Raw genomic sequence first — 20,640 nt, 5'->3', positions numbered from 1 at the left:
CGCGGGGACGTGGTTATGGTGGCAGGGCACCCCACTCGCACCGTCGCCCGAAGGGAACTGCCCCATGCACGAGGTCAAGGCCGTCGTCGTCAAGGGAAGGAGCGAGCCCGCCACCGTCGAGACCATCCTCGTCCCCGACCCCGGGCCGGGGGAGGCGCTCGTGGACGTCGTCACCTGCGGGGTGTGCCAGACCGACCTCCACTACAAGGTCGGCGGCGTGAGCGACGACTTCCCCTTCCTCCTCGGCCACGAGGCCTCCGGCGTCGTCTCCGCCGTCGGTGAGGGGGTCACCGAGATCGCCGTCGGCGACCGGGTCATCCTCAACTGGCGCGCCGTGTGCGGGCAGTGCCGCGCGTGCCGCAAGGGCCAGCCCTGGTACTGCTTCGCCACCCACAACGCGCGGCAGAGGATGACCCTCCAGGACGGCACCGAGCTCACCCCGGCGCTCGGCATCGGCGCCTTCGCCGAGAAGACCCTCGTCGCCACCGGGCAGTGCACGAGGATCGAGGGCGACATCGCCCCCGAGCAGTACGCCGCCCTCGGCCTGCTCGGCTGCGGCGTCATGGCCGGCATCGGTGCCGTCATCAACACCGGCGCGGTCCAGCGCGGGGAGTCCGTGGCCGTCATCGGCTGCGGCGGCGTCGGCACCGCCGCGATCGCCGGGGCAGTGCTCGCCGGGGCGACGACGATCATCGCCGTCGACCTCGACGACGAGAAGCTCGCCACCGCGCGCCGCTTCGGCGCCACCCACACCGTCAACTCCCGTGACGAGGACCCGGTCGAGGCGATCCGCGCGCACACGGGCGGCTTCGGCGCGGACGTCGTCGTCGACGCTGTCGGCGTGGCCGCCACCTTCGCCCAGGCCTTCGAGGCGCGCGACCTCGCCGGCCGCGTCGTCCTCGTCGGCGTGCCCGACCCGGGCACGACCTGGGAGATCCCGCTCGACCAGGTCTTCGGGCGCGGCGGGGCCATCAAGTCCGCCTGGTACGGCGACACCCTGCCCTCGCGCGACTTCCCCATGCTCGTCGACCAGTACCGCCTGGGCCGCCTCGACCTCGACGGCTTCGTCACCGAGCGCATCGGCCTCGGCGACGTCGAGCCCGCGTTCGACAAGATGACCGCCGGCAAGGTGCTGCGCTCCGTCGTCGAGATCAACGACCCCCCAGCGACCTGACGAGCCCCCACCGCCGACAGCAGACCTACCGCCGACAGTGCACTTACCGCCGACAGCCGACTTATCCGCGTCGTCCACCGACCCGACAGGAGCAACCCGATGACCACCCGCACCGACAGCACCGGCCGCGCCCGCGTCGAGAACCTCGTCACGAGCGGCACCTTCTCGCTCGACGGCGGGACCTGGGACGTCGACAACAACGTGTGGATCGTCGGGGACGACGCCGAGTGCGTCGTCATCGACCCGGCGCACGACCCGGCCGCCGTCGTCCAGGCCGTCGGTGGCCGCCGCGTCGTCGCCGTCCTGCTCACCCACGGCCACGACGACCACATCCGCGCCGTGCGGGAGGTCGCCGGGCAGGTGGGCGCGCCGGTCCACCTCAACCCGGCCGACACGGTCCTGTGGGAGCAGGTCTACCCCGGCACGACGGCGGACGAGGAGATCACCGACGGGCAGGAGATCACCGTCGCAGGGGTCACGCTCACCGCCCTGCACACCCCCGGCCACTCGCCCGGCTCGACGTGCTTCTACGCACCCGACCTGGGGGAGGGCGGTGTCCTGTTCTCCGGGGACACGCTCTTCAACGGCGGGCCCGGCGCCACCGGCCGCTCCTACTCCGACTTCCCGACGATCATCGAGTCGATCCGCGAGCGCATCCTCACCCTGCCGGAGTCGACCGAGGTGCTCACCGGCCACGGGGAGGCGACGTCCGTGGGGGCCGAGAAGCCGCACCTGCAGGAGTGGGTCGACCGCGGCCACTGACCGGCGGTAGGGCACGATAGGGGCCATGACCGAGAACAAGCCCGTCGAGAGCTGGCTGACCGACATGGACGGCGTGCTCGTCCACGAGCAGCAGGCGATCCCCGGGGCCGCCGAGTTCATCCAGGCCCTCATCGACTCCGGGCGGCGCTTCCTCGTCCTGACGAACAACTCGATCTTCACCCCGCGTGACCTGCGCGCCCGCCTGCGCGCCGGCGGCATCGACATCCCCGAGGACGCCATCTGGACCTCGGCGATGGCCGCCGCCCAGTTCCTCGACGGCCAGCGGCGCGGGGGCAGCGCCTACGTCGTCGGGGAAGCCGGGCTCACCACCGCCCTGCACGACATCGGCTACACGATGACCGACGTCGACCCCGACTACGTCGTCCTCGGGGAGACACGCACGTACTCCTTCGAGGCGATCACCCGGGCGATCCGGCTCATCGAGGCCGGGGCACGCTTCATCGCGACCAACCCCGACCCCTCCGGCCCGTCCCAGGAGGGCACGCTGCCCGCCACAGGCGCGGTGGCCGCGCTCATCACCCGGGCCACCGGCGTCGAGCCCTACTTCGTCGGCAAGCCCAACCCGCTGATGATGCGCAGCGCGCTCAACCGGATCGACGCGCACTCGGAGTCCACCGTGATGATCGGGGACCGGATGGACACCGACGTCGTCTCCGGCCTCGAGGCCGGCATGCGCACGATCCTCGTGCTCTCCGGCTCCACCCGGCCCGAGCAGGTCGACCGTTTCCCCTACGTCCCCAGCCGCGTCGTCGACTCCATCGCCGACGTCATCCCGCTCGTGGCGGAGTACGCGGAGGAGGGCCGGTGAGCCGCCGTCCCAGGCGGAGCGCGCGGGCCCTGTTCACGGCCACGCTGCTCCTCAGCGAGGCGCTCGTCGTCCTCTTCGCCGGCCTCGTCGCCTACGGACTGCGGCTCGTGCCGGTGCCCGCGCTGCTCGGCGGTGGCGCGGCGCTCGCGGTGTGGGCGGTCGTCGCCGGTGCGCTCGTGCGCCGGGGGACGGTGGGCTACGTCCTCGGGTCCCTGCTCCAGCTCGCGCTCATCGCCACGGGCTTCGTCGTGCCGATGATGTTCGGCATCGGCGGCGTCTTCGCCGTCCTGTGGCTCGTGTCCCTGCGGGTGGGCGGCCAGATCGACGCCGAGCGAGTCGAGCGCGAGGACGCCGAGCGCGAGTACGAGCGGCTCCACGGCACGGGCGGCGACGCGCCGGGCCGGTAGGGTCGGTCGCGTGACTGCTACCGAACGCACCCTCGTCCTCATCAAGCCCGACGGCGTCCAGCGCGCCCTCGTCGGGGAGGTCCTGCGCCGCATCGAGGCCAAGGGCTACCGCATCGTCGCGCTCGAGATGCGCAGCGCCGACGCCGAGCTCCTCGGCGAGCACTACGCCGAGCACCGCGGGCGTCCCCACTTCGAGCCGCTCGTCGAGTTCATGGGCTCGGGCCCGCTCGTCGCCGCCGTCGTCGAGGGCAACCGCGTCATCGAGGGCTTCCGCTCCCTCGCCGGCACCACCGAGCCGACGACGGCGGCCCCCGGCACCATCCGCGGCGACCTCGCCCGCGCGTGGGACACCCAGGTGATCCAGAACCTCGTCCACGGCTCGGACTCCCCGGAGTCCGCCGAGCGCGAGATCTCCCTCTGGTTCCCCGCGCTCTAGCACCGCCTCCTCCCGCCGAGAGCGGAGTTGTTCCGCGGAACAACTCCGCTCTCGACGTCATGGGGGTGGGGGCCCGGCCCGTTAGGCTGCACCCGTGCATCTCAAGACGCTGACGCTGCGGGGGTTCAAGTCCTTCGCGTCGGCGACGACCCTGCACCTGGAGCCGGGGATCACCTGCGTCGTCGGCCCCAACGGCTCGGGCAAGTCCAACGTCGTCGACGCCCTGTCGTGGGTCATGGGCGAGCAGGGCGCCAAGTCGCTGCGCGGCGGCTCGATGTCCGACGTCATCTTCGCCGGCACCTCCTCGCGCGCGCCGCTCGGCCGCGCCGAGGTCTCCCTCACCATCGACAACTCCGACGGGCTGCTGCCCATCGACTACTCCGAGGTGACGATCTCCCGCACGCTCTTCCGGGGCGGTGGCTCGGAGTACGCGATCAACGGTGAGTCCTGCCGGCTCCTCGACATCCAGGAGCTGCTCTCCGACACCGGCATGGGCCGGGAGATGCACGTCATCGTCGGCCAGGGCCAGCTCGACGCCGTCCTGTCCGCCGGGCCGGAGGAGCGCCGCGGCTTCATCGAGGAGGCCGCCGGCGTCCTCAAGCACCGCCGCCGCAAGGAGAAGGCGCTGCGCAAGCTCGAGGCGATGAAGGCCAACGTCGACCGCGTCACCGACCTGTCCACCGAGATCCGCCGCCAGCTCGGCCCGCTCGCCAAGCAGGCCGACGTCGCCCGCCGCGCCCAGGCCATCCAGGCCGACCTGCGCGACTCGCGCGCCCGCCTGCTCGCCGACGACCTCGTCCAGCTCACCGCCACCCTGCAGCGGGAGGTCGCCGACGAGACGGCGTTGCGGGAGCGGCGCACCGCCGTCGAGGCGGCCGCCGACTCCGCCCGCAGCCGCCTGGCCGCCCTCGAGGGGGAGGCCGCGGCCGCCGCGCCGCTCCTGCGCGAGGCGACCGACACGTGGCACTCGCTGTCCGGGCTGCGGGAGCGCCTGCGCGGCCTGCACTCCCTGGCCGCCGAGCGCACCCGTCTGCTCGGCGCCCCCGCGCAGGAGCACCGCGGCACCGACCCCGAGGAGCTCGACGCCCGCGCCGCCCGCGCCCGCGAGGAGGAGGAGGCGCTCGCCGCGGAGGTCGAGGCCGCCAAGGCGGCGCGCGACGCCGTCGTCGCCGAGCGCACCCGCCTGGAGGAGGCCGAGCGCGAGGCCGAGCGGGCCCTGGCCGCCGTCCACCGCGGGGTCGCCGACCGCCGCGAGGGCCTGGCCCGGCTCACCGGCCAGGTCGCCGCCCGCCGCAGCGCCGCCGAGGCCGCTCAGGCCGAGCTCGGGCGCCTGCGCGCCAACCTCGCCGAGGCCGAGGAGCGCACGCGCCGCGCCCAGGCCGAGTTCACCGCCCTCGAGCAGCAGGTCGCCGGCGAGGAGGAGGGCGAGGAGGGCCTGGACGAGGCCCACGAGGAGGCGCTCGAGGAGCTCGACGCCGCCGAGGCCGCCCTCGCGGCGCTCCTCGAGGAGGAGCGCACCGCCGACGGCGAGCGGCGCACCTGGCAGACCCGCCGCGACACCCTCGAGCTGTCCCTCGCCCGCAAGGACGGCACCGGCGCGCTGCTCGACGCCGCCGAGCGCCTCGCCGGCCTGCGCGGCGCCCTGCCCGACGCGCTGAGCGTCGAGCACGGCTACGAGACCGCCGTCGCCGCCGTCCTCGGCGCGCACACCGACGCGGCCGTCGTCGAGTCGACCGACGTCGCCGTCGACGCCATCCGCCGCGCCCGCGACGAGGACCTCGGCCAGGTGCGCCTCGTCGTCGCCGGCGCCGACCAGCCCGACGACGACGCCCCTGCACCCGCAGGCGGGCGCTGGGCCCGCGAGGTCGTCACCGCCGACGGCGAGGTCGCCGGCGCCGTCGCCACCCTCCTGGCCCGCGCCGTCGTCGTCGAGGACCTCGCCGCCGCGCGCGCCGCCGTGGCCGCGGCCGACGTCGTCGCCGTCACCCGCGACGGCGACGTCCTGTCCCGCGCCAGCGCCGCGGGCGGCAGCAGCAGCGGCCCGAGCGTCCTCGAGCTGCACGCCGCCCACGAGGAGGCGGTGGCCGAGGCCGACGCCGCCACCGCCCGCGCCGAGCAGGCACGCTTCGGGCTCGTCGCCGCCCGTGACCGCGTCGCCCGCGCGCAGGAGTCCGTCGACGCCACGCTCGCCGCGCTCCACGCCTCCGACGCCCGCCTCGCCGGCGTTGCCGAGCAGCTCGGCCGGCTCGGCTCCGCGGCCCGCTCCGCCGAGGCCGAGGCCGAGCGCATCCGCCCGGCCATCACCGAGCTCGTGGCCAAGGGGGAGGAGCACGAGCGTGAGCTCGCCGAGCTCCTCACCCGCCTCGAGGTCGCCCAGCAGGAGCCCGAGCGCACCGAGGAGGACCTCGCCGCCGCGACCGCGGAGCGCGACCGGGCCGCGGGGGAGGCCCGGGCCGCCCGGGCGCGGGAGACCGAGGCGCGGCTCGCGCTGCGCACCGTCGAGGAGCGGGCCGGGGCGCTGTCCGGGCGCGCCGCCTCCCTCGAGCGCGCCGCCGAGGCGGAGCGGGTCGCGCGCCGCAAGGCCGCCGAGCGCGAGCAGCGCCGGGCCCGGCAGGCCGAGACGGCCGCCCTCGTCCGGGCCGGGGCCGAGCAGGCACTGGCCGCCGTCGAGCGCTCCCTCGAGGCCGCCGCCGCGGCCCGGGAGGAGGCCGAGGAGGCCCGCAGCGCCCGGGAGACGGAGATCGCCCAGGTGCGCGGCGAGCTGGAGCAGGCCACCGCCGAGCTCGCCCGGCTCACCGACGCCGTCCACCGCGACGAGGTCGCCCGCGCCGAGCAGCGGCTGCGCATCAGCCAGCTCGAGGAGCGCGCGGTGAGCGAGCTCGGCCTGGACCCCGAGGTGCTCGTCGAGGAGTACGGGCCCCACCAGCCGGTGCCCGTCGTCGTGCCCGAGGGGGAGGAGCCGCGCGAGCCGGTGCCCTACGTGCGCGAGGAGCAGGACAAGCGCCGCAAGCGCGCCGAGCGCGACCTCGCCCGCCTCGGCAAGGTCAACCCGCTCGCCCTCGAGGAGCACGCCGCGCTCGCCGAGCGCCACCGCTTCCTCACCGAGCAGCTCGCGGACCTCAAGAAGTCCCGCGCCGACCTCATGGAGATCGTCCGGGAGATCGACGAGCGCGTCGAGCGGGTCTTCGCCGAGGCCTACGCGGACACCGCCGCCGCCTTCGACGACGTCTTCGCCCGCCTCTTCCCCGGCGGCGAGGGCCGGCTCGTCCTCACCGACCCCGAGGACATGCTCACCACGGGCATCGAGATCGAGGCCCGCCCCGCCGGCAAGAAGGTCAAGCGGCTCTCGCTCCTGTCCGGCGGGGAGCGCTCGCTCACCGCCGTCGCCCTCCTCGTCGCGATCTTCAAGGCGCGCCCCAGCCCGTTCTACGTCATGGACGAGGTCGAGGCGGCCCTCGACGACACCAACCTGGGCCGGCTGCTGGAGATCTTCACCGAGCTGCGCGAGGACTCCCAGCTCATCGTCATCACCCACCAGAAGCGCACGATGGAGATCGCCGACGCGCTCTACGGCGTCACCATGCGCGGCGACGGCGTCACGACGGTCATCAGCCAGCGCCTCGCCGAGGAGGAGCGCGCCGGGGTCTGAGCCACGCCCGTGGACGACTAGCACAAACCACCCCCGCGTGGGTGATAATGGAGCCCATGACGGGGGCGATCCTGGTGACCACGCTCGCGGTGCTGTGCGCCGCGGGGATCTTTGCTGCCGTCCTCATGGCCCAGCGCCCCGAGGAGGGCTGGCGCACCTGGCTGCGGGACACCGTGCGCGCCTGGCGCCGCGAGGACTTCACCTGGGCCGACGAGGTCGACGAGGAGGCCGCCGGCGGCCTGGGCACCCTCTACCTCATGAGCGAGCCCGGCAACGCCTACACGAGCGCCGACGAGATCACCGGGCGGCTGCGTGAGCTCCGCGAGCACGCCCCCTCGCTCCCCGAGGCCGGGGACGGCCGGCCCTCCGAGGCGCGCGCCTGACCCTGCGCGCCGTGTGGGTGTGAGCCTGCTCGCGCCTGCCCGGTGGCCCCACCACCGCCGCGTGGTCCAGACTGGTTCGCTGTGACCGATCAGCTCTGGGCAGTCCTCGCCGTCTTCCTCGTCGTCCTCGCCGGCGGCGTCGCCGCGCTCACCGCGGGTGTGCGCAGCCGCCGCCGACCGCCGCAGCTGCCGCCGGAGCAGTCGCTCGGCAGCGCGCCCGTCGACACGCTGCCGCCGGACGTGGACGACAGCGACGTCCTCGTCGAGGAGCCGCCCGCCGTCGAGACCGAGCGGCCCGCGCCCGTCGCCGGGCGGATGGTGCGCCTGCGCGAGCGGCTGTCCCGCTCGGGCACCATCGGGCGCTCCCTCCTGGCGGTCCTCTCCCGCGAGTCCCTCACCGAGGAGGACTGGGAGGAGATCGAGGAGACCCTCCTGCTCGCCGACGTCGGCATCGGCCCCACGACCGAGCTCATGGACCGCCTGCGCACCCGCGTGCAGGTGCTCGGCACCAGGGACGCCGCCTCCGTGCGCGACATCCTGCGCGAGGAGCTCCTCACGCTCGTCGACCCCGCGATGGACCGCTCCCTGCGCACCGCCAAGGGCGTGGGCGACGACGGCGAGCCCCACCCGGCCACGATCCTCGTCGTCGGCGTCAACGGGACGGGCAAGACGACGACGGTCGGCAAGCTCGCCCGCGTCCTCGTCGCCGAGGACCTCGAGGTCGTCCTCGGTGCCGCCGACACCTTCCGCGCCGCCGCCGCCGACCAGCTGCAGACCTGGGGCGAGCGCGTCGGCGTCACCACGGTCCGCTCGGACCGGGAGGGGGCCGACCCCGCCGCCGTCGCCTTCGACGCCGTGCAGGCCGGACGCACCGCCGGCGCCGACGTCGTGCTCGTCGACACCGCCGGCCGCCTGCAGAACAAGGCCGACCTCATGGGCGAGCTCGGCAAGATCAAGCGCGTGATCTCCCGACAGGCGCCGGTGAGCGAGGTGCTCCTCGTCCTGGACGCCACCACCGGCCAGAACGGCCTGCGCCAGGCGCAGGTCTTCGCCGAGGTCGTCGACGTCACCGGCATCGTCCTCACCAAGCTCGACGGCACCGCCAAGGGCGGCATCGTCGTCGCCGTCCAGCGCGAGCTCGGCGTCCCGGTCAAGCTCGTCGGCCTGGGGGAGGGCGCCGACGACCTCGCGCCCTTCGTCCCCGAGGACTTCGTCGACGCCCTGCTCAGCTAGCGGCCGCTCCTCCTCGAACGCCGAGAGCCGGATCCCTCTCCGAGGGATCCGGCTCTTGGCGTTACGGCGGTGGAAACACCGCTGTCACACGACGCCGCACAACGTCACGTGACCGCAACATTGCCGCGGCGTGCCTGAAACATGGTGCGAGCAGGGTGTGTCCCAGCCGGCCGCAAGGAGCCGGGATCGAGAGGACCACCCATGGAGCTCGACAGCGGCATCACCGCGTGGATGCTGGTCTCAGCATCGCTCGTGCTGCTCATGACCCCCGGGCTGGCGCTGTTCTACGGCGGTATGACCCGGTCCAAGTCCGTACTCAACATGATGATGATGTCCTTCGGCGCGATGGGCGTCATCGGCGTCATCTACGTGCTGTGGGGCTGGTCGATGTCCTACGGCAGCGAGAGCATCGGCGGCATCTTCGCCAACCCCTTCGAGATGTTCGGCCTCGACGGCGCGATCCTCGACGAGTCCGGGGAGTTCGTCCTCGACGGCGGGCTGCCCGTCATCGTCGACGTCGGCTTCCAGGTCACCTTCGCCATCATCACGACCGCCCTCATCAGCGGCGCCCTCGCCGAGCGCGTCAAGTTCGGCACGTGGATGGTCTTCACCGGGCTGTGGGTCACCCTGGCGTACTTCCCGATGGCCCACATGGTCTGGGGCGGGGGCCTCCTCAGCGGTGACGGCCCCTTCGCCTCCATCGCCGAGCCGATCGACTTCGCCGGCGGCACCGTCGTCCACATCAACGCCGGTGTCGCGGCCCTCGTGCTCGCGATCGTCGTCGGCAAGCGCCGCGGCTTCGGGCGCACCCCCAGCCGCCCCCACAACCTGCCCTTCGTCATGCTCGGCGCGGCGCTGCTGTGGTTCGGCTGGTTCGGCTTCAACGCCGGCTCCGCCTACGCCGCCGACGGCCTCGCCGGCCTCGCCTGGGTCAACACGACGACGTGCGCCGCCGCCGCGATCATCGGCTGGCTCGTCATCGAGAAGCTCCGTGACGGGCACGCCACCTCCCTCGGTGCCGCCTCCGGCATCGTCGCGGGCCTCGTCGCCATCACCCCGGCCGCCGGCGCCCTCAGCCCGGTCGGCGCGATCGTCCTCGGCCTCCTCGCCGGTGGGCTGTGCGCGCTCGCGGTCTCCCTCAAGTACCGCTTCGGCTACGACGACTCCCTCGACGTCGTCGGCGTCCACCTCGTCGGCGGCCTCGTCGGCACCGTGATGATCGGCTTCCTGGCCACCGACGGCGGCCTCCTCTACGGCGGCGGTCTCAACCTCCTCGCCGTCCAGGTCATCATCGCCGTCGTCGCGATGGCCCTGTCCGCCGTCGTCACCCTCGTCATCGGCCTCGCCCTCAAGGCGACCTTGGGCTGGCGGGTGCCCGAGGACGTCGAGACGACCGGCATCGACTCCAGCGTCCACGGCGAGTCGGCCTACGAGGGCCTGGGCAGCGGCCTCGCCGCCACCCTGCCGCCGCGGGAGACTGCTCCCACCACCGTCAGCAGCGAAGAGAAGGTCGGGTCATGAAGCTCATCACCGCAGTCGTCCAGCCGCACCGGCTGACCGAGGTCAAGCAGGCGCTCACGAGCGTGGGGGTGCGCGGCATGACGGTCTCCGAGGCCAGCGGCTACGGCCGCCAGCACGGGCACACCGAGGTCTACCGCGGCGCCGAGTACGCCGTCGACCTCGTGCCGAAGGTCCGCATCGAGATCCTCGTCGACGACCACGACGTCACCGTGGTCACCGGCGCGATCGTCCAGGCCGCCCAGACCGGGCGCATCGGCGACGGCAAGGTCTGGGTCTCGCCGGTCGAGGAGGTCGTGCGGGTGCGGACCGGCGACCGCGGCGCCGTCGCGGTCTGACGGTGGGCCACGCGCAGCTCGTCGGCGGGCTGCGCGCGGCCCGGCTCGCCCTCCCGCTGCCCGCCCCGGTCCCGACCGGGGCGGGCAGCGCACGCCCTGACGGGACCCGGTACCGTGCCGAGCTCGCCGGCCTCGTCGACAGCGCCCTCGCCGAGCTGTGGGGTGTCGCAGGCCCGACGGCGGCGAGCGGGGTCGCGCTCGCCGTCGTCGGCTCCCAGGGACGCCGCGACGCCGGACCGACGAGCGACCTCGACGTCGTCCTCCTCCACGACGGGCGCCACCACGACGCCGCGTCCGTCGCCCCGCTCGCCCAGGCGCTGTGGTACCCGCTGTGGGACGCCGACCTCGACGTCGACCACGCGGTCCGCAGCCTGGCCGGCTGCCGGCAGGTCGCCTCCGACGACCTCGTCTCCGCGGTCGGCCTCCTCGACGTCCGGCACGTGGCCGGGGACGCCGACGTCGTCGCCCGCGCCCGCAGCGCCGTGCTCGCCGACTGGCGGGCCGCGGCCCGACGCCGGCTGCCCGAGCTCCTCGGCTCCGTGCGCGAGCGGGGGGAGCGGCACGGCGAGCTCGCCTACCTCGTCGAGCCCGACCTCAAGGAGGCCCGCGGCGGGCTGCGCGACGTCGTCGTCGTCCGCGCGCTCGCGGCGACGTGGCTGGCCGACCGGCCCCACGGCGAGCTCGACGACGCCGCCTCCTTCCTCCTCGACGTGCGCGACGCCCTCGCCGTCGTCACGCGGCGCCGCACGACGCGCCTGCTGCGTGCCGACACCCCCGACGTCGCCGCCCGGCTCGGGCTGGCCGGCCCGGACGCGCTGCTCGCCGAGCTCGCCCAGGCCGCCCGCGTCGTCACCGCCGCCCTCGACCTCACCGTCCGCCGCGCCCGGCAGGCGCTGCGCCGCACCCCGCCGCTGTGGCGCGGACCGACGGTCGTGCGCGGCCGCCGCGTCCCCCCGCGCCTGCGTCCCGTCGCCGCGGGACTGGCGGAGCACGACGGCGAGCTCGTCCTCGCCGCGGACGCCGACGCCACCGACCCCGGGCTGACGCTGCGCGCGGCCGCCGCCGCGGCGCGGACCGGGCTGCCGCTGTCCCCGGTGACGGTCACCAGCCTGCAGCGCGCACCGGCCCCACCGGTGCCGTGGCCACGGCAGGCCCGGGCGGACCTCCTCGAACTGCTCGCCTCCGGCGACGCCCAGGTCCCGGTGTGGGAGGCGCTGGACCTCGCGGGCGTGGTCACCGGGTGGATCCCCGAGTGGGCCGACGTGCGCAACCGGCCCCAGCGCTCACCGGTGCACCGGCACACCGTCGACCGGCACCTCGTCCAGACCGCCGCCAACGTCGCGGAGCTGCTGCGCGAGCGCTCCCCGCGCGCCGGCGAGGAGACCCGCACGGCGCTGCTGCTCGCGGCCCTCCTGCACGACATCGGCAAGGTCAACGGCGCCGCGGACCACTCCCGGGAGGGGGAGCGGCGGGCGCGCGACGTCGTCGCCCGGCTCGGGCTGCCCGCACCGGTGGCCGCCACCGTCACGCTGCTCGTGCGTGAGCACCTCACGCTGGCCACGCTCGCCACCACCCGGGACCCCGCGGACCCGGACGTCGTCGCGGAGCTGCTCACCGCCGTCGGGCACCGGGCCTCGACCCTCGAGCTGCTCGTCCTGCTCACCGAGGCCGACGCGAGCGCGGCCGGGCCGGTGGCGTGGACGCCGTGGCGGGCGCGGCTGGTCGGGGAGCTCGCCGCCCGCGCCCGGGAGCAGCTGCGGCACGCGGCGTCGGCACCGGCAGATACCCTGGGAGCCTGACCGGACCCAACGAGCACGAGGAACGTCCTTGTTCGCCAGCCTCTCCGACCGCCTGACAGCCACCTTCCGCAACCTGCGCGGCAAGGGACGGCTGTCCGAGCAGGACATCACCACCACCGTCTCCGAGATCCGGCGCGCCCTCCTCGAGGCGGACGTCGCCCTGCCGGTCGTGCGGGAGTTCACCGTGGCCGTGCGGGAGCGGGCCCTGGGCGCCGAGGTCTCCTCCGCGCTCAACCCGGGCCAGCAGGTCGTCAAGATCGTCAACGCCGAGCTCGTCGAGATCCTCGGCGGCCAGGCGCGGGACCTGCGCTTCGCCAAGCGCCCGCCCACCGTCATCATGCTCGCCGGCCTCCAGGGCGCCGGTAAGACGACCCTCGCGGGCAAGCTCGCGAAGTGGCTCAAGGACCAGGGCCAGACCCCGCTGCTCGTCGCCGCGGACCTCCAGCGCCCCAACGCGGTCACCCAGCTCCAGGTCGTCGGCGAGCGCGCCGGCGTGCCGGTGTGGGCGCCCGAGCCAGGTAACGGCGTCGGCGACCCGATCGGGGTGGCGCGCTCGGGCCTGGCCCACGCGCAGGACAAGCTCTACTCCGTCGTCATCGTCGACACCGCCGGCCGTCTGGGCGTGGACGCCGAGATGATGGCGCAGGCCGCGGCGATCAAGGACGCCGTCCAGCCCGACGAGACGCTCTTCGTCCTCGACGCGATGATCGGCCAGGACGCCGTCGCGACGGCGCAGGCCTTCCAGGAGGGCGTCGACTTCACCGGCGTCGTCCTCACCAAGCTCGACGGCGACGCCCGCGGTGGTGCGGCGCTCTCGGTCGCCAAGGTCACCGGCCGGCCGGTGCTCTTCGCCTCCACCGGTGAGAAGCTCACGGACTTCGAGCGCTTCCACGCCGACCGGATGGCCTCCCGCATCCTCGACATGGGCGACATCCTCACGCTCATCGAGCAGGCCGAGCGCGCTTTCGACCAGGACGAGGCCGAGCGGATGGCCGCGAAGGTCGCCGGCGGCGAGGACTTCACGCTGCAGGACTTCCTGGACCAGATGCAGCAGCTGAAGAAGATGGGCTCGATGAAGAAGATGCTCGGGATGCTCCCGGGCGCGGGCCAGATGCGCGAGGCCCTGGAGAACTTCGACGAGCGCGAGGTCGACCGCATCGAGGCGATGGTGCGCTCGATGACCCCCCAGGAGCGCGCGAACCCCAAGATCATCAACGGCTCGCGGCGCTCGCGCATCGCGCGCGGCTCGGGCACCACGGTCACCGAGATCAACCAGCTCATGGAGCGCTTCGACCAGGCGAAGACGATGATGCGGCAGATGGCCCGCTCCGGCGGCAAGCTGCCCCCCGGCGGTTTCGGCCCCGGCGGCCTGCCCGGTGGCGGCAAGAAGTCCAAGGGCCGCATGGCCCCGCCCCCGAAGAAGGGCAAGAAGGGCAAGTCCGGCAACCCCGCCAAGCGCGCCAGGCAGGAGGCCGAGGCGCTGCGCAAGGCCGCCGAGCAGCCCGCGGCGCCCTCCGGCTCCGCCTTCGGGCTGGGCGGCGGGTCCGCCGGTGCCGCGGACGCCGTGCCGGACCTCGAGGACCTGCAGAAGTACCTGCGCTGACGGGAGTGGGATGGGCGAGCCGCTGCACCTGACCGAGACGATCGTCGTCGGCGACCACGCCGAGCTCGACGAGTGCTGGGTCGTCGACGGCCGCCTCACCCTCGACCCGCCGTCGGCCCCCGCCCGGACCATCGAGGGCTGGGTGCTGCCCGGGCTCGTCGACGTCCACTGCCACATCGGGCTCGGGGCCGAGGGCGAGGTGAGCGTCGCGGAGGCCGAGGTCCAGGCCAAGGCCGACCGCGAGGCCGGCACGCTCCTCGTCCGTGACGCCGGCTCCCCGCAGGACAACCGGTGGGTGCAGGAGCGCGCCGACCTGCCGCGGCTCATCCGCGCGGGGCACCACCTCGCGCGGCCCAAGCGCTACCTGCGCCACTACGGGCGCGAGCTCGACGACGTCGCCCAGCTCCCGCAGGCGATGGCCGAGGAGGCCGCCAACGGGGACGGCTGGGTCAAGATCGTCGCCGACTGGATCGACCGGTCCGAGGGGGCCGACTCCGACCTGCGCCCGCTGTGGCCGGCCGACGTCCTCGCCGAGGGGGTCGCCGCCGCGCACGAGGCCGGCGCCAAGGTCACCGCGCACGCCTTCTCCCGCGAGGTGGTCGACGACCTCCTCGAGGCCGGCATCGACGGCATCGAGCACGGCACCGGGATGACGGCCGACCACATCGCCGAGGCCGCCCGCCGCCGCATCCCCGTGACGCCCACCCTCCTCCAGGTCGCCCACTTCGCCGACTTCGCCGAGCAGGCCGGCGCGAAGTACCCGGTCTACGCCGCACGCATGCTCGCCATGCACGAGCGCCGCTACGAGCAGGTCCGCGCCTTCCACGAGGCCGGGGTGCCGCTGCTCATGGGCTCCGACGCCGGCGGCACGATCGCGCACGGCTCCCTGCCCGCGGAGCTCGCCGAGGTCGTCCGCGCCGGGGTCCCGGTGGCAGACGTCGTCGCCGCCGCCAGCTGGCGAGGCCGCGAGCTGCTCGGCGTGCCCGGGATTCACGAGGGCGCCCCGGCGGACGTCGTCGTCTACGCCGACGACCCGCGCGAGGACGTCACCGTCCTCACCCGCCCGCAGCACGTCATCCTGCGCGGCCAGCCCTACTAGCCCCGGCCGGCTCCGTTAGCGCCGACCACGGTGCGCGGTGGGCCTGCGCCACGAGCGGCACGAGCGCACGCGACCGTGGCGAGCGCGGGCGACACGACGCCCGCGCTCGTCGGTCTCGCCTGCGGTCGGCGCCGAGGCTCGTCCGGCCGCCGAGGAAACCGTTGACACCGACTCGGTCCTATGGTTCATTAGTCGAGTAATGAACCAGTGAGGCGAGGAGGTGGGAGATGTTCGACGGACCGGAGCCGATCTACGTGCAGATCGCCGAGCACCTGCGTCGCCAGATCCTCGACGGCGCGCTGGCCGAGGGGGACCAGGTCATGAGCACCACCCAGTTCGCCACGAGCTACCGGATCAACCCGGCGACCGCCGCCAAGGCGTTCGCCCAGCTGGTCGACGAGGGCGTCATCTACAAGCAGCGAGGAGTGGGCATGTTCGTCGCCGACGGCGCCCGGGAGCGGCTGCGCGAGCACCGCCGCGGCGCCTTCTTCACCGACCGCCTCGACGCGGTCCTCGACGAGGCGCGCGTGCTGGGCATCCGCCCGGCGGAGCTCGTCCGCTACATCGAGCAGAAGGGAGCCGGATCATGAGCGGCCTCGACGTCGAGCTGCGCGACCTCACGGTCGACTACAAGGACACCCGGGCGGTCGACTCCGCGACCGTGACCTTCCCCGCGAACACCATCACCGGGCTGCTCGGCCGCAACGGCTCGGGCAAGACGAGCATGCTCTCGACCATCGCCTCCCTGCGGCGGCCGTCGAGCGGCGCCGTGCGGGTGGACGGCGCCGACCCCTTCGAGAACGAGCGCCTCATGCAGAGCGTCTGCCTCGTCCGCGAGAGCGGGGACGTGCTCACCGAGGAGAAGCTCAGGGTCACCCTCGAGCTCGTCGCCTCCGCGCGGCCCACGTGGGACCAGGCCTACGCCGAGGAGCTCCTCGACGCCTTCGAGCTCGACCCGCGCAAGAAGCCGGGCAAGCTCTCCCGCGGTCAGCGCTCCGCCTTCGGTGCGGTCATCGGGCTCGCCTCCCGCGCACCGGTGACGATGTTCGACGAGGTCTACCTCGGCATGGACGCCCCGTCCCGTCGCCGCTTCTACGACCTCCTCATCGCCGACTACGTCGAGCACCCGCGCACGATCATCCTCTCCAGCCACCTCATCGGGGAGGTCGAGCGCCTCTTCGAGAACGTCGTCGTCCTCGACCACGGCCGGGTGCTCGTCGCCGAGGAGGCCGACACCCTCCGCAGCCACGGGGTCACGGTCACCGGCCCCGCTGCCGAGGTCGACTCCGCCACCGCCGGCCTGCGGGTCCTCGGCGAGCAGGAGCTCGGCCCCACGAAGCGGGTCACCGTCGTCGGCCGGCTCGACGACGGCGCCCTCGCCCGCTTCCGCGCCGCGGGCCTCGAGATCGGCGCCGTGCCGATCGAGGACCTGTTCATCGCCCTCACCGAGAAGGAGGACCACCGATGATCACCGGCACCTCAGCGCCGCGCCTGCGCGGCAGCGTCAGCGCCAGCCGCCCCCAGTGGGTCCGCGCGACCGTGCACCACCTGCAGGTCTACGTCCTCATGTGGGTGTGGCTGTGGGCGATCGTCGCCGTCGGGGCGGCGGTGGCGATCGTGATCGTCGACCGGGTGGGGACCGTCAACGTGTCGGTCCTCCAGTTCGTCCGCACCGGGCCGCTCGTGTGGTTCCTCTTCTCCATCGCGGTCATCGTCGCGACGACGTACCTCACCGCTCACGTGGCCAACGGCATGACCCGCCGCTCCTTCCTCACCGGCGGGCTCGTCGCCGCGGTGACCAGCTCCGTGCTCCACGCCGTGACGGGCGCCGGGCTCCTCCTTCTCGAGGGGGTGCTCTACGACCGCATGGGGTGGCAGCACGACGCCAAGCCGGGGCCCGAGTACACCGCGGGCGTCTGGGACTCGGGCCTCGGCCCGCTCCTCGTCGACCACACGGTCCTCGCCCTCTCCGGCACCCTGACCGGCCTTCTCGTCGGCATCACCTACTACCGGCTCGGCGGCTGGTGGGGCACCCTCGCGCTGCCCCTCACCATCTCGCCGATCCTCGCCGTCATGTTCATGACGAGCTGGACGGAGGCACCCTTCGTCCCCTTCGACGCGCCGGGCTGGAGCGCCTACCTCGTGGGCGCCGCCCTCGTCCTCGCGGCAGGCCTTGCCTTCGCCCTGCTCGTCCGCCGTGCCCCTATCGCCCGAACGGAGTCATGAGATGGAACCCGTCATCGAGGTCCGCCACCTCCGCAAGACCTACGGCGACAAGGTCGCCGTCGCCGACGTCAGCTTCGACGTCCACCGCGGCGAGATCGTCGCCGTCCTTGGCCGCAACGGTGCCGGGAAGACGACGACGGTCGAGACCGTCGCCGGCCTGCGCACCGCCGACGGCGGGCAGATCCGTGTCCTCGGCGTCGACCCGCAGCGCCACCCCGAGCTCGTCCGCGAGCACGTCGGCATCCAGCTGCAGGAGGCCAAGCTGCCGCCGAAGATCACCGTCGCGGAGGCCGTGGAGCTCTACGCCTCCTTCTACGCCGAGCCCGCCGACGGCGCCGAGCTGCTCGACATGCTCGGCCTCACCGAGCACCGCGACAAGCGCTTCGAGAAGCTGTCCGGGGGCCTGCAGCAGCGCCTGTCCATCGCCCTCGCGCTCGTCGGCAACCCGCGCATCGCGATCCTCGACGAGCTCACCACCGGCCTGGACCCCCAGGCCCGCCGCGACACCTGGGCGCTCATCGACCGGGTGCGCCAGCGCGGCGTCACCATCCTCCTCGTCACCCACTTCATGGACGAGGCCGAGCACCTCAGCGACCGCGTCGTCGTCATCGACGGCGGGCGGGTCGTCGCCGACGGCTCCCCGGCGGAGCTCGCGACGGGCGGCACCGACCAGCGCAGCTTCCGGATGACGACGCCGGAGCCCGTCGACCCCGCCCTCCTGCGGTCCCTGCCCGAGGTGACCGACGTCGTCGCCCACGGTCGCGAGGTCGAGGTGACGGGCACGCGGCGGGTGCTGCCCGCCGTCGTGCTCGAGCTCGCCCGTCACGACGTCGTCCCCGACGACATCACCACCGTCCGGCGCACCCTCGAGGACGTCTTCCTCGAGGTCACCGGCTCACCCAGCACGGAAGGAGTACCCGCATGAGCGCCACCGCTGTCACCACCGCCACCCGGGCGCCCTCGGGGCGCCGCGGGCTGGCCACCCTCGTGAGGACCGAGGGACGGCTCTTCCTCCGGGACCCCGGAGGCGTGTTCTTCGCCCTCGCGTTCCCCGCCGTGCTCCTCCTCGGCATGGGGCACGCGATCCCCGGGATGCGCACCGAGGTCGAGGACGTCCCGGGCCTCGAGGGCGTCACCCTCATCCACCTGTGGGGGCCGGTCGTCCTCGCCACCGCGATCGCCACCGTCGCCCTCACGACGCTGCCGGCCACCGTCGCCGGCTACCGAGAGCACGGCATCTTCCGGCGCCTGTCGACCACCCCGATGCGGCCGAGGGCGGTCCTCGCCTCGCACGTCGCGGTCAGCGGTGCGGCGCTCGCCGTCGCCGTCGTCCTCGCCCTCGTCGGCGGGATGACGACGCTGGGAATCCCGCTGCCGGAGAGCCCGCTCGTCGTCCTCGCCGCCTTCGCCCTCGCGACGCTCGCGCTGTTCGCGATCGGCCTCGTCGTCGGCGGGCTGGCCCCGAAGGCGTCGACGGCGTCGGGCATCGGGATGCTCCTGTACTTCCCGCTCCTCTTCTTCGCCGGCCTGTGGCTGCCGATCTCGCAGATGCCCGACACCCTCGCGACCATCGCGACGTTCACGCCCCTGGGGGCGGCGAGCGAGGCGATGACCACCGCGTGGTTCGGCGGGGACCTGCCGTGGCGCGAGCTCGTCGTGCTCGCCGCGTGGAGCGTCGTCGGCTTCCCGGTGGCCGCGAAGGTGTTCCGCTGGGCGTGACCAACGCCCCACCCGCCCGGGAGGGACGCAGGCTTGGGAATGGGCCCGCCGGTCTGGCAGAATGACCCGCTGTACTCGGACCGGTGGGCCCCTCTCACCCGTCGGAGCCGCGTCCAGGGCCAGGCACGTCCCCGAAACCCACCGGGGCCACGCGTCGGCCCACCCCACATGAACCAGGAGTGACCACCACAGTGGCAGTCAAGATCCGTCTCAAGCGCATGGGCAAGATCCGCGCGCCGTACTACCGCGTCGTCGTCATGGACGGCCGCAAGAAGCGTGACGGTCGGGCGATCGAGGAGATCGGCAAGTACCACCCGACCGAGGAGCCCTCGCTCATCGACATCGACTCCGAGCGTGCGCAGTACTGGCTCTCCGTGGGCGCCCAGCCCACCGAGCAGGTCACCGCGCTCCTCAAGGTCACCGGCGACTGGCAGAAGTTCAAGGGCCTGCCGGGCGCCGAGGGCACCCTGCGCGTCAAGGGCGTCAGCGCCGAGGACGCCGCCGAGGCTCGCGCCGCCGCCGTCAAGGCCGCCGAGGACGAGGCCGAGAAGCGCAAGGCCAAGGCCTCCGAGGCCGCCGCCTCGGCCGCCGAGGAGAAGCCCTCCGAGGACGCGCCCGCCGAGGAGCCCGCCGACGAGACCAATGCTGGCTGACGCCCTCGAGCACCTGGTGCGCGGCGTCGTCGACAACCCCGACGACGTCACCGTCACCTCCCGTTCGCTGCGTCGCGGTGAGCTGCTCGAGGTCCGGGTGCACCCCGACGACCTCGGCCGCGTCATCGGCCGGCAGGGGCGCACGGCGCGAGCCCTGCGCACCGTCGTCTCCGCGCTGTCCACGCGCGGACCGGTCCGCGTCGACGTCGTCGACACCGACCGCTGACCACCGGCGCGAGCCCTGGTTCACCACCGGTGAGCCAGGGCTCGCGCTCGTTCTACCCCGAGGAGAGCTGAAGATGGAGCTGGTGGTCGCCCGCATCGGCGCACCCAACGGCCTGCACGGCCTGGTTCGCCTGGAGGTCCGGACCGACGACCCCGCCGGCCGCCTGACGCCCGGGACGGTGTTCGCCACCGACCCGTCCGAGCGGGGTCCCCTCACCGTGGCCGCCAGCAGCCAGCGGCAGGGCTCGTGGTACGTGCGCTTCGAGGAGGCGCCCGACCGCACCGCCGCCGAGGCGCTGCGCGGCACCCTCCTGCTCGCCGCCCCCGAGGAGGAGGCCGAGGAGGACGCGTGGTACCCCCACGAGCTCGTCGGCCTGCCGGTGGAGGACACGACCGGGCGCCACCTCGGCACGGTCGCCGGGATCGAGCACATGCCGGCGCAGGACCTCCTCGTCCTCACTGAGACGGGCGGGCAGCGCACGCTCGTGCCCTTCGTCAGCGAGATCGTGCCGGTCGTCGACGTCCCGGGCTGCCGCGTCGTCATCGACCCGCCCCGCGGCCTGCTCGCCGGCGACGACGAGGCCTGA

General features: G+C 74.0%; 21 protein-coding genes. All 21 read left to right on the top strand.

Annotation, left to right across the window (positions count from 1 at the left end):
* Nucleotides 1-64 precede the first annotated feature (64 nt).
* Complete coding sequence (locus AA0005_RS13530; protein WP_413450665.1) at nt 65-1,174, top strand: S-(hydroxymethyl)mycothiol dehydrogenase; 1,110 nt, start codon at nt 65-67, stop codon at nt 1,172-1,174.
* 99 nt (nt 1,175-1,273) lie between these two features.
* Nucleotides 1,274-1,936, top strand: a complete 663-nt coding sequence (locus tag AA0005_RS13525; protein WP_413450664.1) for an MBL fold metallo-hydrolase — start codon at nt 1,274-1,276, stop codon at nt 1,934-1,936.
* A gap of 25 nt (nt 1,937-1,961) precedes the next feature.
* On the top strand, nt 1,962-2,765 hold the full coding sequence (locus AA0005_RS13520) for an HAD-IIA family hydrolase (RefSeq protein ID WP_413450663.1): 804 nt from the start codon (nt 1,962-1,964) through the stop codon (nt 2,763-2,765).
* Nucleotides 2,762-3,172, top strand: coding sequence for a DUF4233 domain-containing protein (locus tag AA0005_RS13515; protein ID WP_413450662.1), 411 nt, complete (start codon nt 2,762-2,764; stop codon nt 3,170-3,172). The genes AA0005_RS13520 and AA0005_RS13515 overlap by 4 nt, the downstream gene beginning before the upstream one ends.
* Nucleotides 3,173-3,182: 10 nt before the next feature.
* Nucleotides 3,183-3,608 (top strand): nucleoside-diphosphate kinase, encoded by a 426-nt coding sequence (gene ndk / locus AA0005_RS13510; protein ID WP_413450661.1) that lies wholly within the window; start codon nt 3,183-3,185, stop codon nt 3,606-3,608.
* A gap of 94 nt (nt 3,609-3,702) precedes the next feature.
* Nucleotides 3,703-7,257: a chromosome segregation protein SMC gene (gene smc, locus AA0005_RS13505; protein ID WP_413450660.1), complete on the top strand. Its 3,555-nt coding sequence runs from the start codon at nt 3,703-3,705 to the stop codon at nt 7,255-7,257.
* Between the two features lie 56 nt (nt 7,258-7,313).
* Complete coding sequence (locus tag AA0005_RS13500) at nt 7,314-7,640, top strand: hypothetical protein (RefSeq protein WP_413450659.1); 327 nt, start codon at nt 7,314-7,316, stop codon at nt 7,638-7,640.
* An 81-nt stretch (nt 7,641-7,721) separates the two neighbouring features.
* Complete coding sequence (ftsY, locus tag AA0005_RS13495; protein ID WP_413450658.1) at nt 7,722-8,873, top strand: signal recognition particle-docking protein FtsY; 1,152 nt, start codon at nt 7,722-7,724, stop codon at nt 8,871-8,873.
* Between the two features lie 201 nt (nt 8,874-9,074).
* Nucleotides 9,075-10,394: an ammonium transporter gene (locus tag AA0005_RS13490; RefSeq protein WP_413450657.1), complete on the top strand. Its 1,320-nt coding sequence runs from the start codon at nt 9,075-9,077 to the stop codon at nt 10,392-10,394.
* Nucleotides 10,391-10,729, top strand: coding sequence for a P-II family nitrogen regulator (locus AA0005_RS13485; RefSeq protein WP_413450656.1), 339 nt, complete (start codon nt 10,391-10,393; stop codon nt 10,727-10,729). The genes AA0005_RS13490 and AA0005_RS13485 overlap by 4 nt, the downstream gene beginning before the upstream one ends.
* Before the next feature lie 2 nt (nt 10,730-10,731).
* A complete protein-coding gene (locus tag AA0005_RS13480) occupies nt 10,732-12,528 on the top strand; it encodes an HD domain-containing protein (RefSeq protein WP_413450655.1) in 1,797 nt (598 codons plus the stop codon).
* Between the two features lie 28 nt (nt 12,529-12,556).
* Nucleotides 12,557-14,131 carry a signal recognition particle protein gene (gene ffh / locus AA0005_RS13475; protein WP_413450654.1) on the top strand — a complete coding sequence of 525 codons (1,575 nt, stop codon included), beginning with the start codon at nt 12,557-12,559 and terminating at the stop codon, nt 14,129-14,131.
* A 10-nt stretch (nt 14,132-14,141) separates the two neighbouring features.
* Nucleotides 14,142-15,230, top strand: a complete 1,089-nt coding sequence (locus AA0005_RS13470) for an amidohydrolase family protein (protein ID WP_413450653.1) — start codon at nt 14,142-14,144, stop codon at nt 15,228-15,230.
* A 227-nt stretch (nt 15,231-15,457) separates the two neighbouring features.
* Nucleotides 15,458-15,820 carry a GntR family transcriptional regulator gene (locus tag AA0005_RS13465; RefSeq protein WP_413450652.1) on the top strand — a complete coding sequence of 121 codons (363 nt, stop codon included), beginning with the start codon at nt 15,458-15,460 and terminating at the stop codon, nt 15,818-15,820.
* Nucleotides 15,817-16,698 carry an ATP-binding cassette domain-containing protein gene (locus AA0005_RS13460; RefSeq protein WP_413450651.1) on the top strand — a complete coding sequence of 294 codons (882 nt, stop codon included), beginning with the start codon at nt 15,817-15,819 and terminating at the stop codon, nt 16,696-16,698. Before AA0005_RS13465 ends, AA0005_RS13460 begins: the two co-directional genes overlap by 4 nt.
* Entirely contained in the window at nt 16,695-17,456 is a 762-nt protein-coding gene (locus AA0005_RS13455) for a hypothetical protein (RefSeq protein ID WP_413450650.1), read from the top strand. The genes AA0005_RS13460 and AA0005_RS13455 overlap by 4 nt, the downstream gene beginning before the upstream one ends.
* A 1-nt stretch (nt 17,457) precedes the next feature.
* Nucleotides 17,458-18,381: an ABC transporter ATP-binding protein gene (locus AA0005_RS13450; RefSeq protein ID WP_413450649.1), complete on the top strand. Its 924-nt coding sequence runs from the start codon at nt 17,458-17,460 to the stop codon at nt 18,379-18,381.
* Nucleotides 18,378-19,175, top strand: coding sequence for an ABC transporter permease (locus AA0005_RS13445; RefSeq protein WP_413450648.1), 798 nt, complete (start codon nt 18,378-18,380; stop codon nt 19,173-19,175). Before AA0005_RS13450 ends, AA0005_RS13445 begins: the two co-directional genes overlap by 4 nt.
* A 191-nt stretch (nt 19,176-19,366) precedes the next feature.
* Nucleotides 19,367-19,828, top strand: coding sequence for a 30S ribosomal protein S16 (gene rpsP, locus AA0005_RS13440; protein ID WP_413450647.1), 462 nt, complete (start codon nt 19,367-19,369; stop codon nt 19,826-19,828).
* Entirely contained in the window at nt 19,818-20,054 is a 237-nt protein-coding gene (locus AA0005_RS13435; protein ID WP_110852349.1) for an RNA-binding protein, read from the top strand. The genes rpsP and AA0005_RS13435 overlap by 11 nt, the downstream gene beginning before the upstream one ends.
* Before the next feature lie 73 nt (nt 20,055-20,127).
* Nucleotides 20,128-20,640, top strand: a complete 513-nt coding sequence (rimM, locus tag AA0005_RS13430; RefSeq protein WP_413450646.1) for a ribosome maturation factor RimM — start codon at nt 20,128-20,130, stop codon at nt 20,638-20,640.

This window comes from Georgenia phoenicis (assembly GCF_047302425.1).
GTDB lineage: Bacteria > Actinomycetota > Actinomycetes > Actinomycetales > Actinomycetaceae > Oceanitalea.
This window is presented reverse-complemented; position numbering and strand designations above follow the sequence as displayed.

Coding starts and splice junctions, on each gene's coding strand:
- AA0005_RS13530 (WP_413450665.1), top strand. CDS start 65: ATGCACGAGGTCAAGGCCGTCGTCGTCAAGGGAAGGAGCGAGCCCGCC.
- AA0005_RS13525 (WP_413450664.1), top strand. CDS start 1,274: ATGACCACCCGCACCGACAGCACCGGCCGCGCCCGCGTCGAGAACCTC.
- AA0005_RS13520 (WP_413450663.1), top strand. CDS start 1,962: ATGACCGAGAACAAGCCCGTCGAGAGCTGGCTGACCGACATGGACGGC.
- AA0005_RS13500 (WP_413450659.1), top strand. CDS start 7,314: ATGACGGGGGCGATCCTGGTGACCACGCTCGCGGTGCTGTGCGCCGCG.
- AA0005_RS13490 (WP_413450657.1), top strand. CDS start 9,075: ATGGAGCTCGACAGCGGCATCACCGCGTGGATGCTGGTCTCAGCATCG.
- AA0005_RS13485 (WP_413450656.1), top strand. CDS start 10,391: ATGAAGCTCATCACCGCAGTCGTCCAGCCGCACCGGCTGACCGAGGTC.
- AA0005_RS13470 (WP_413450653.1), top strand. CDS start 14,142: ATGGGCGAGCCGCTGCACCTGACCGAGACGATCGTCGTCGGCGACCAC.
- AA0005_RS13465 (WP_413450652.1), top strand. CDS start 15,458: ATGTTCGACGGACCGGAGCCGATCTACGTGCAGATCGCCGAGCACCTG.
- AA0005_RS13460 (WP_413450651.1), top strand. CDS start 15,817: ATGAGCGGCCTCGACGTCGAGCTGCGCGACCTCACGGTCGACTACAAG.
- AA0005_RS13455 (WP_413450650.1), top strand. CDS start 16,695: ATGATCACCGGCACCTCAGCGCCGCGCCTGCGCGGCAGCGTCAGCGCC.
- AA0005_RS13450 (WP_413450649.1), top strand. CDS start 17,458: ATGGAACCCGTCATCGAGGTCCGCCACCTCCGCAAGACCTACGGCGAC.
- AA0005_RS13445 (WP_413450648.1), top strand. CDS start 18,378: ATGAGCGCCACCGCTGTCACCACCGCCACCCGGGCGCCCTCGGGGCGC.
- AA0005_RS13435 (WP_110852349.1), top strand. CDS start 19,818: ATGCTGGCTGACGCCCTCGAGCACCTGGTGCGCGGCGTCGTCGACAAC.
- rimM (WP_413450646.1), top strand. CDS start 20,128: ATGGAGCTGGTGGTCGCCCGCATCGGCGCACCCAACGGCCTGCACGGC.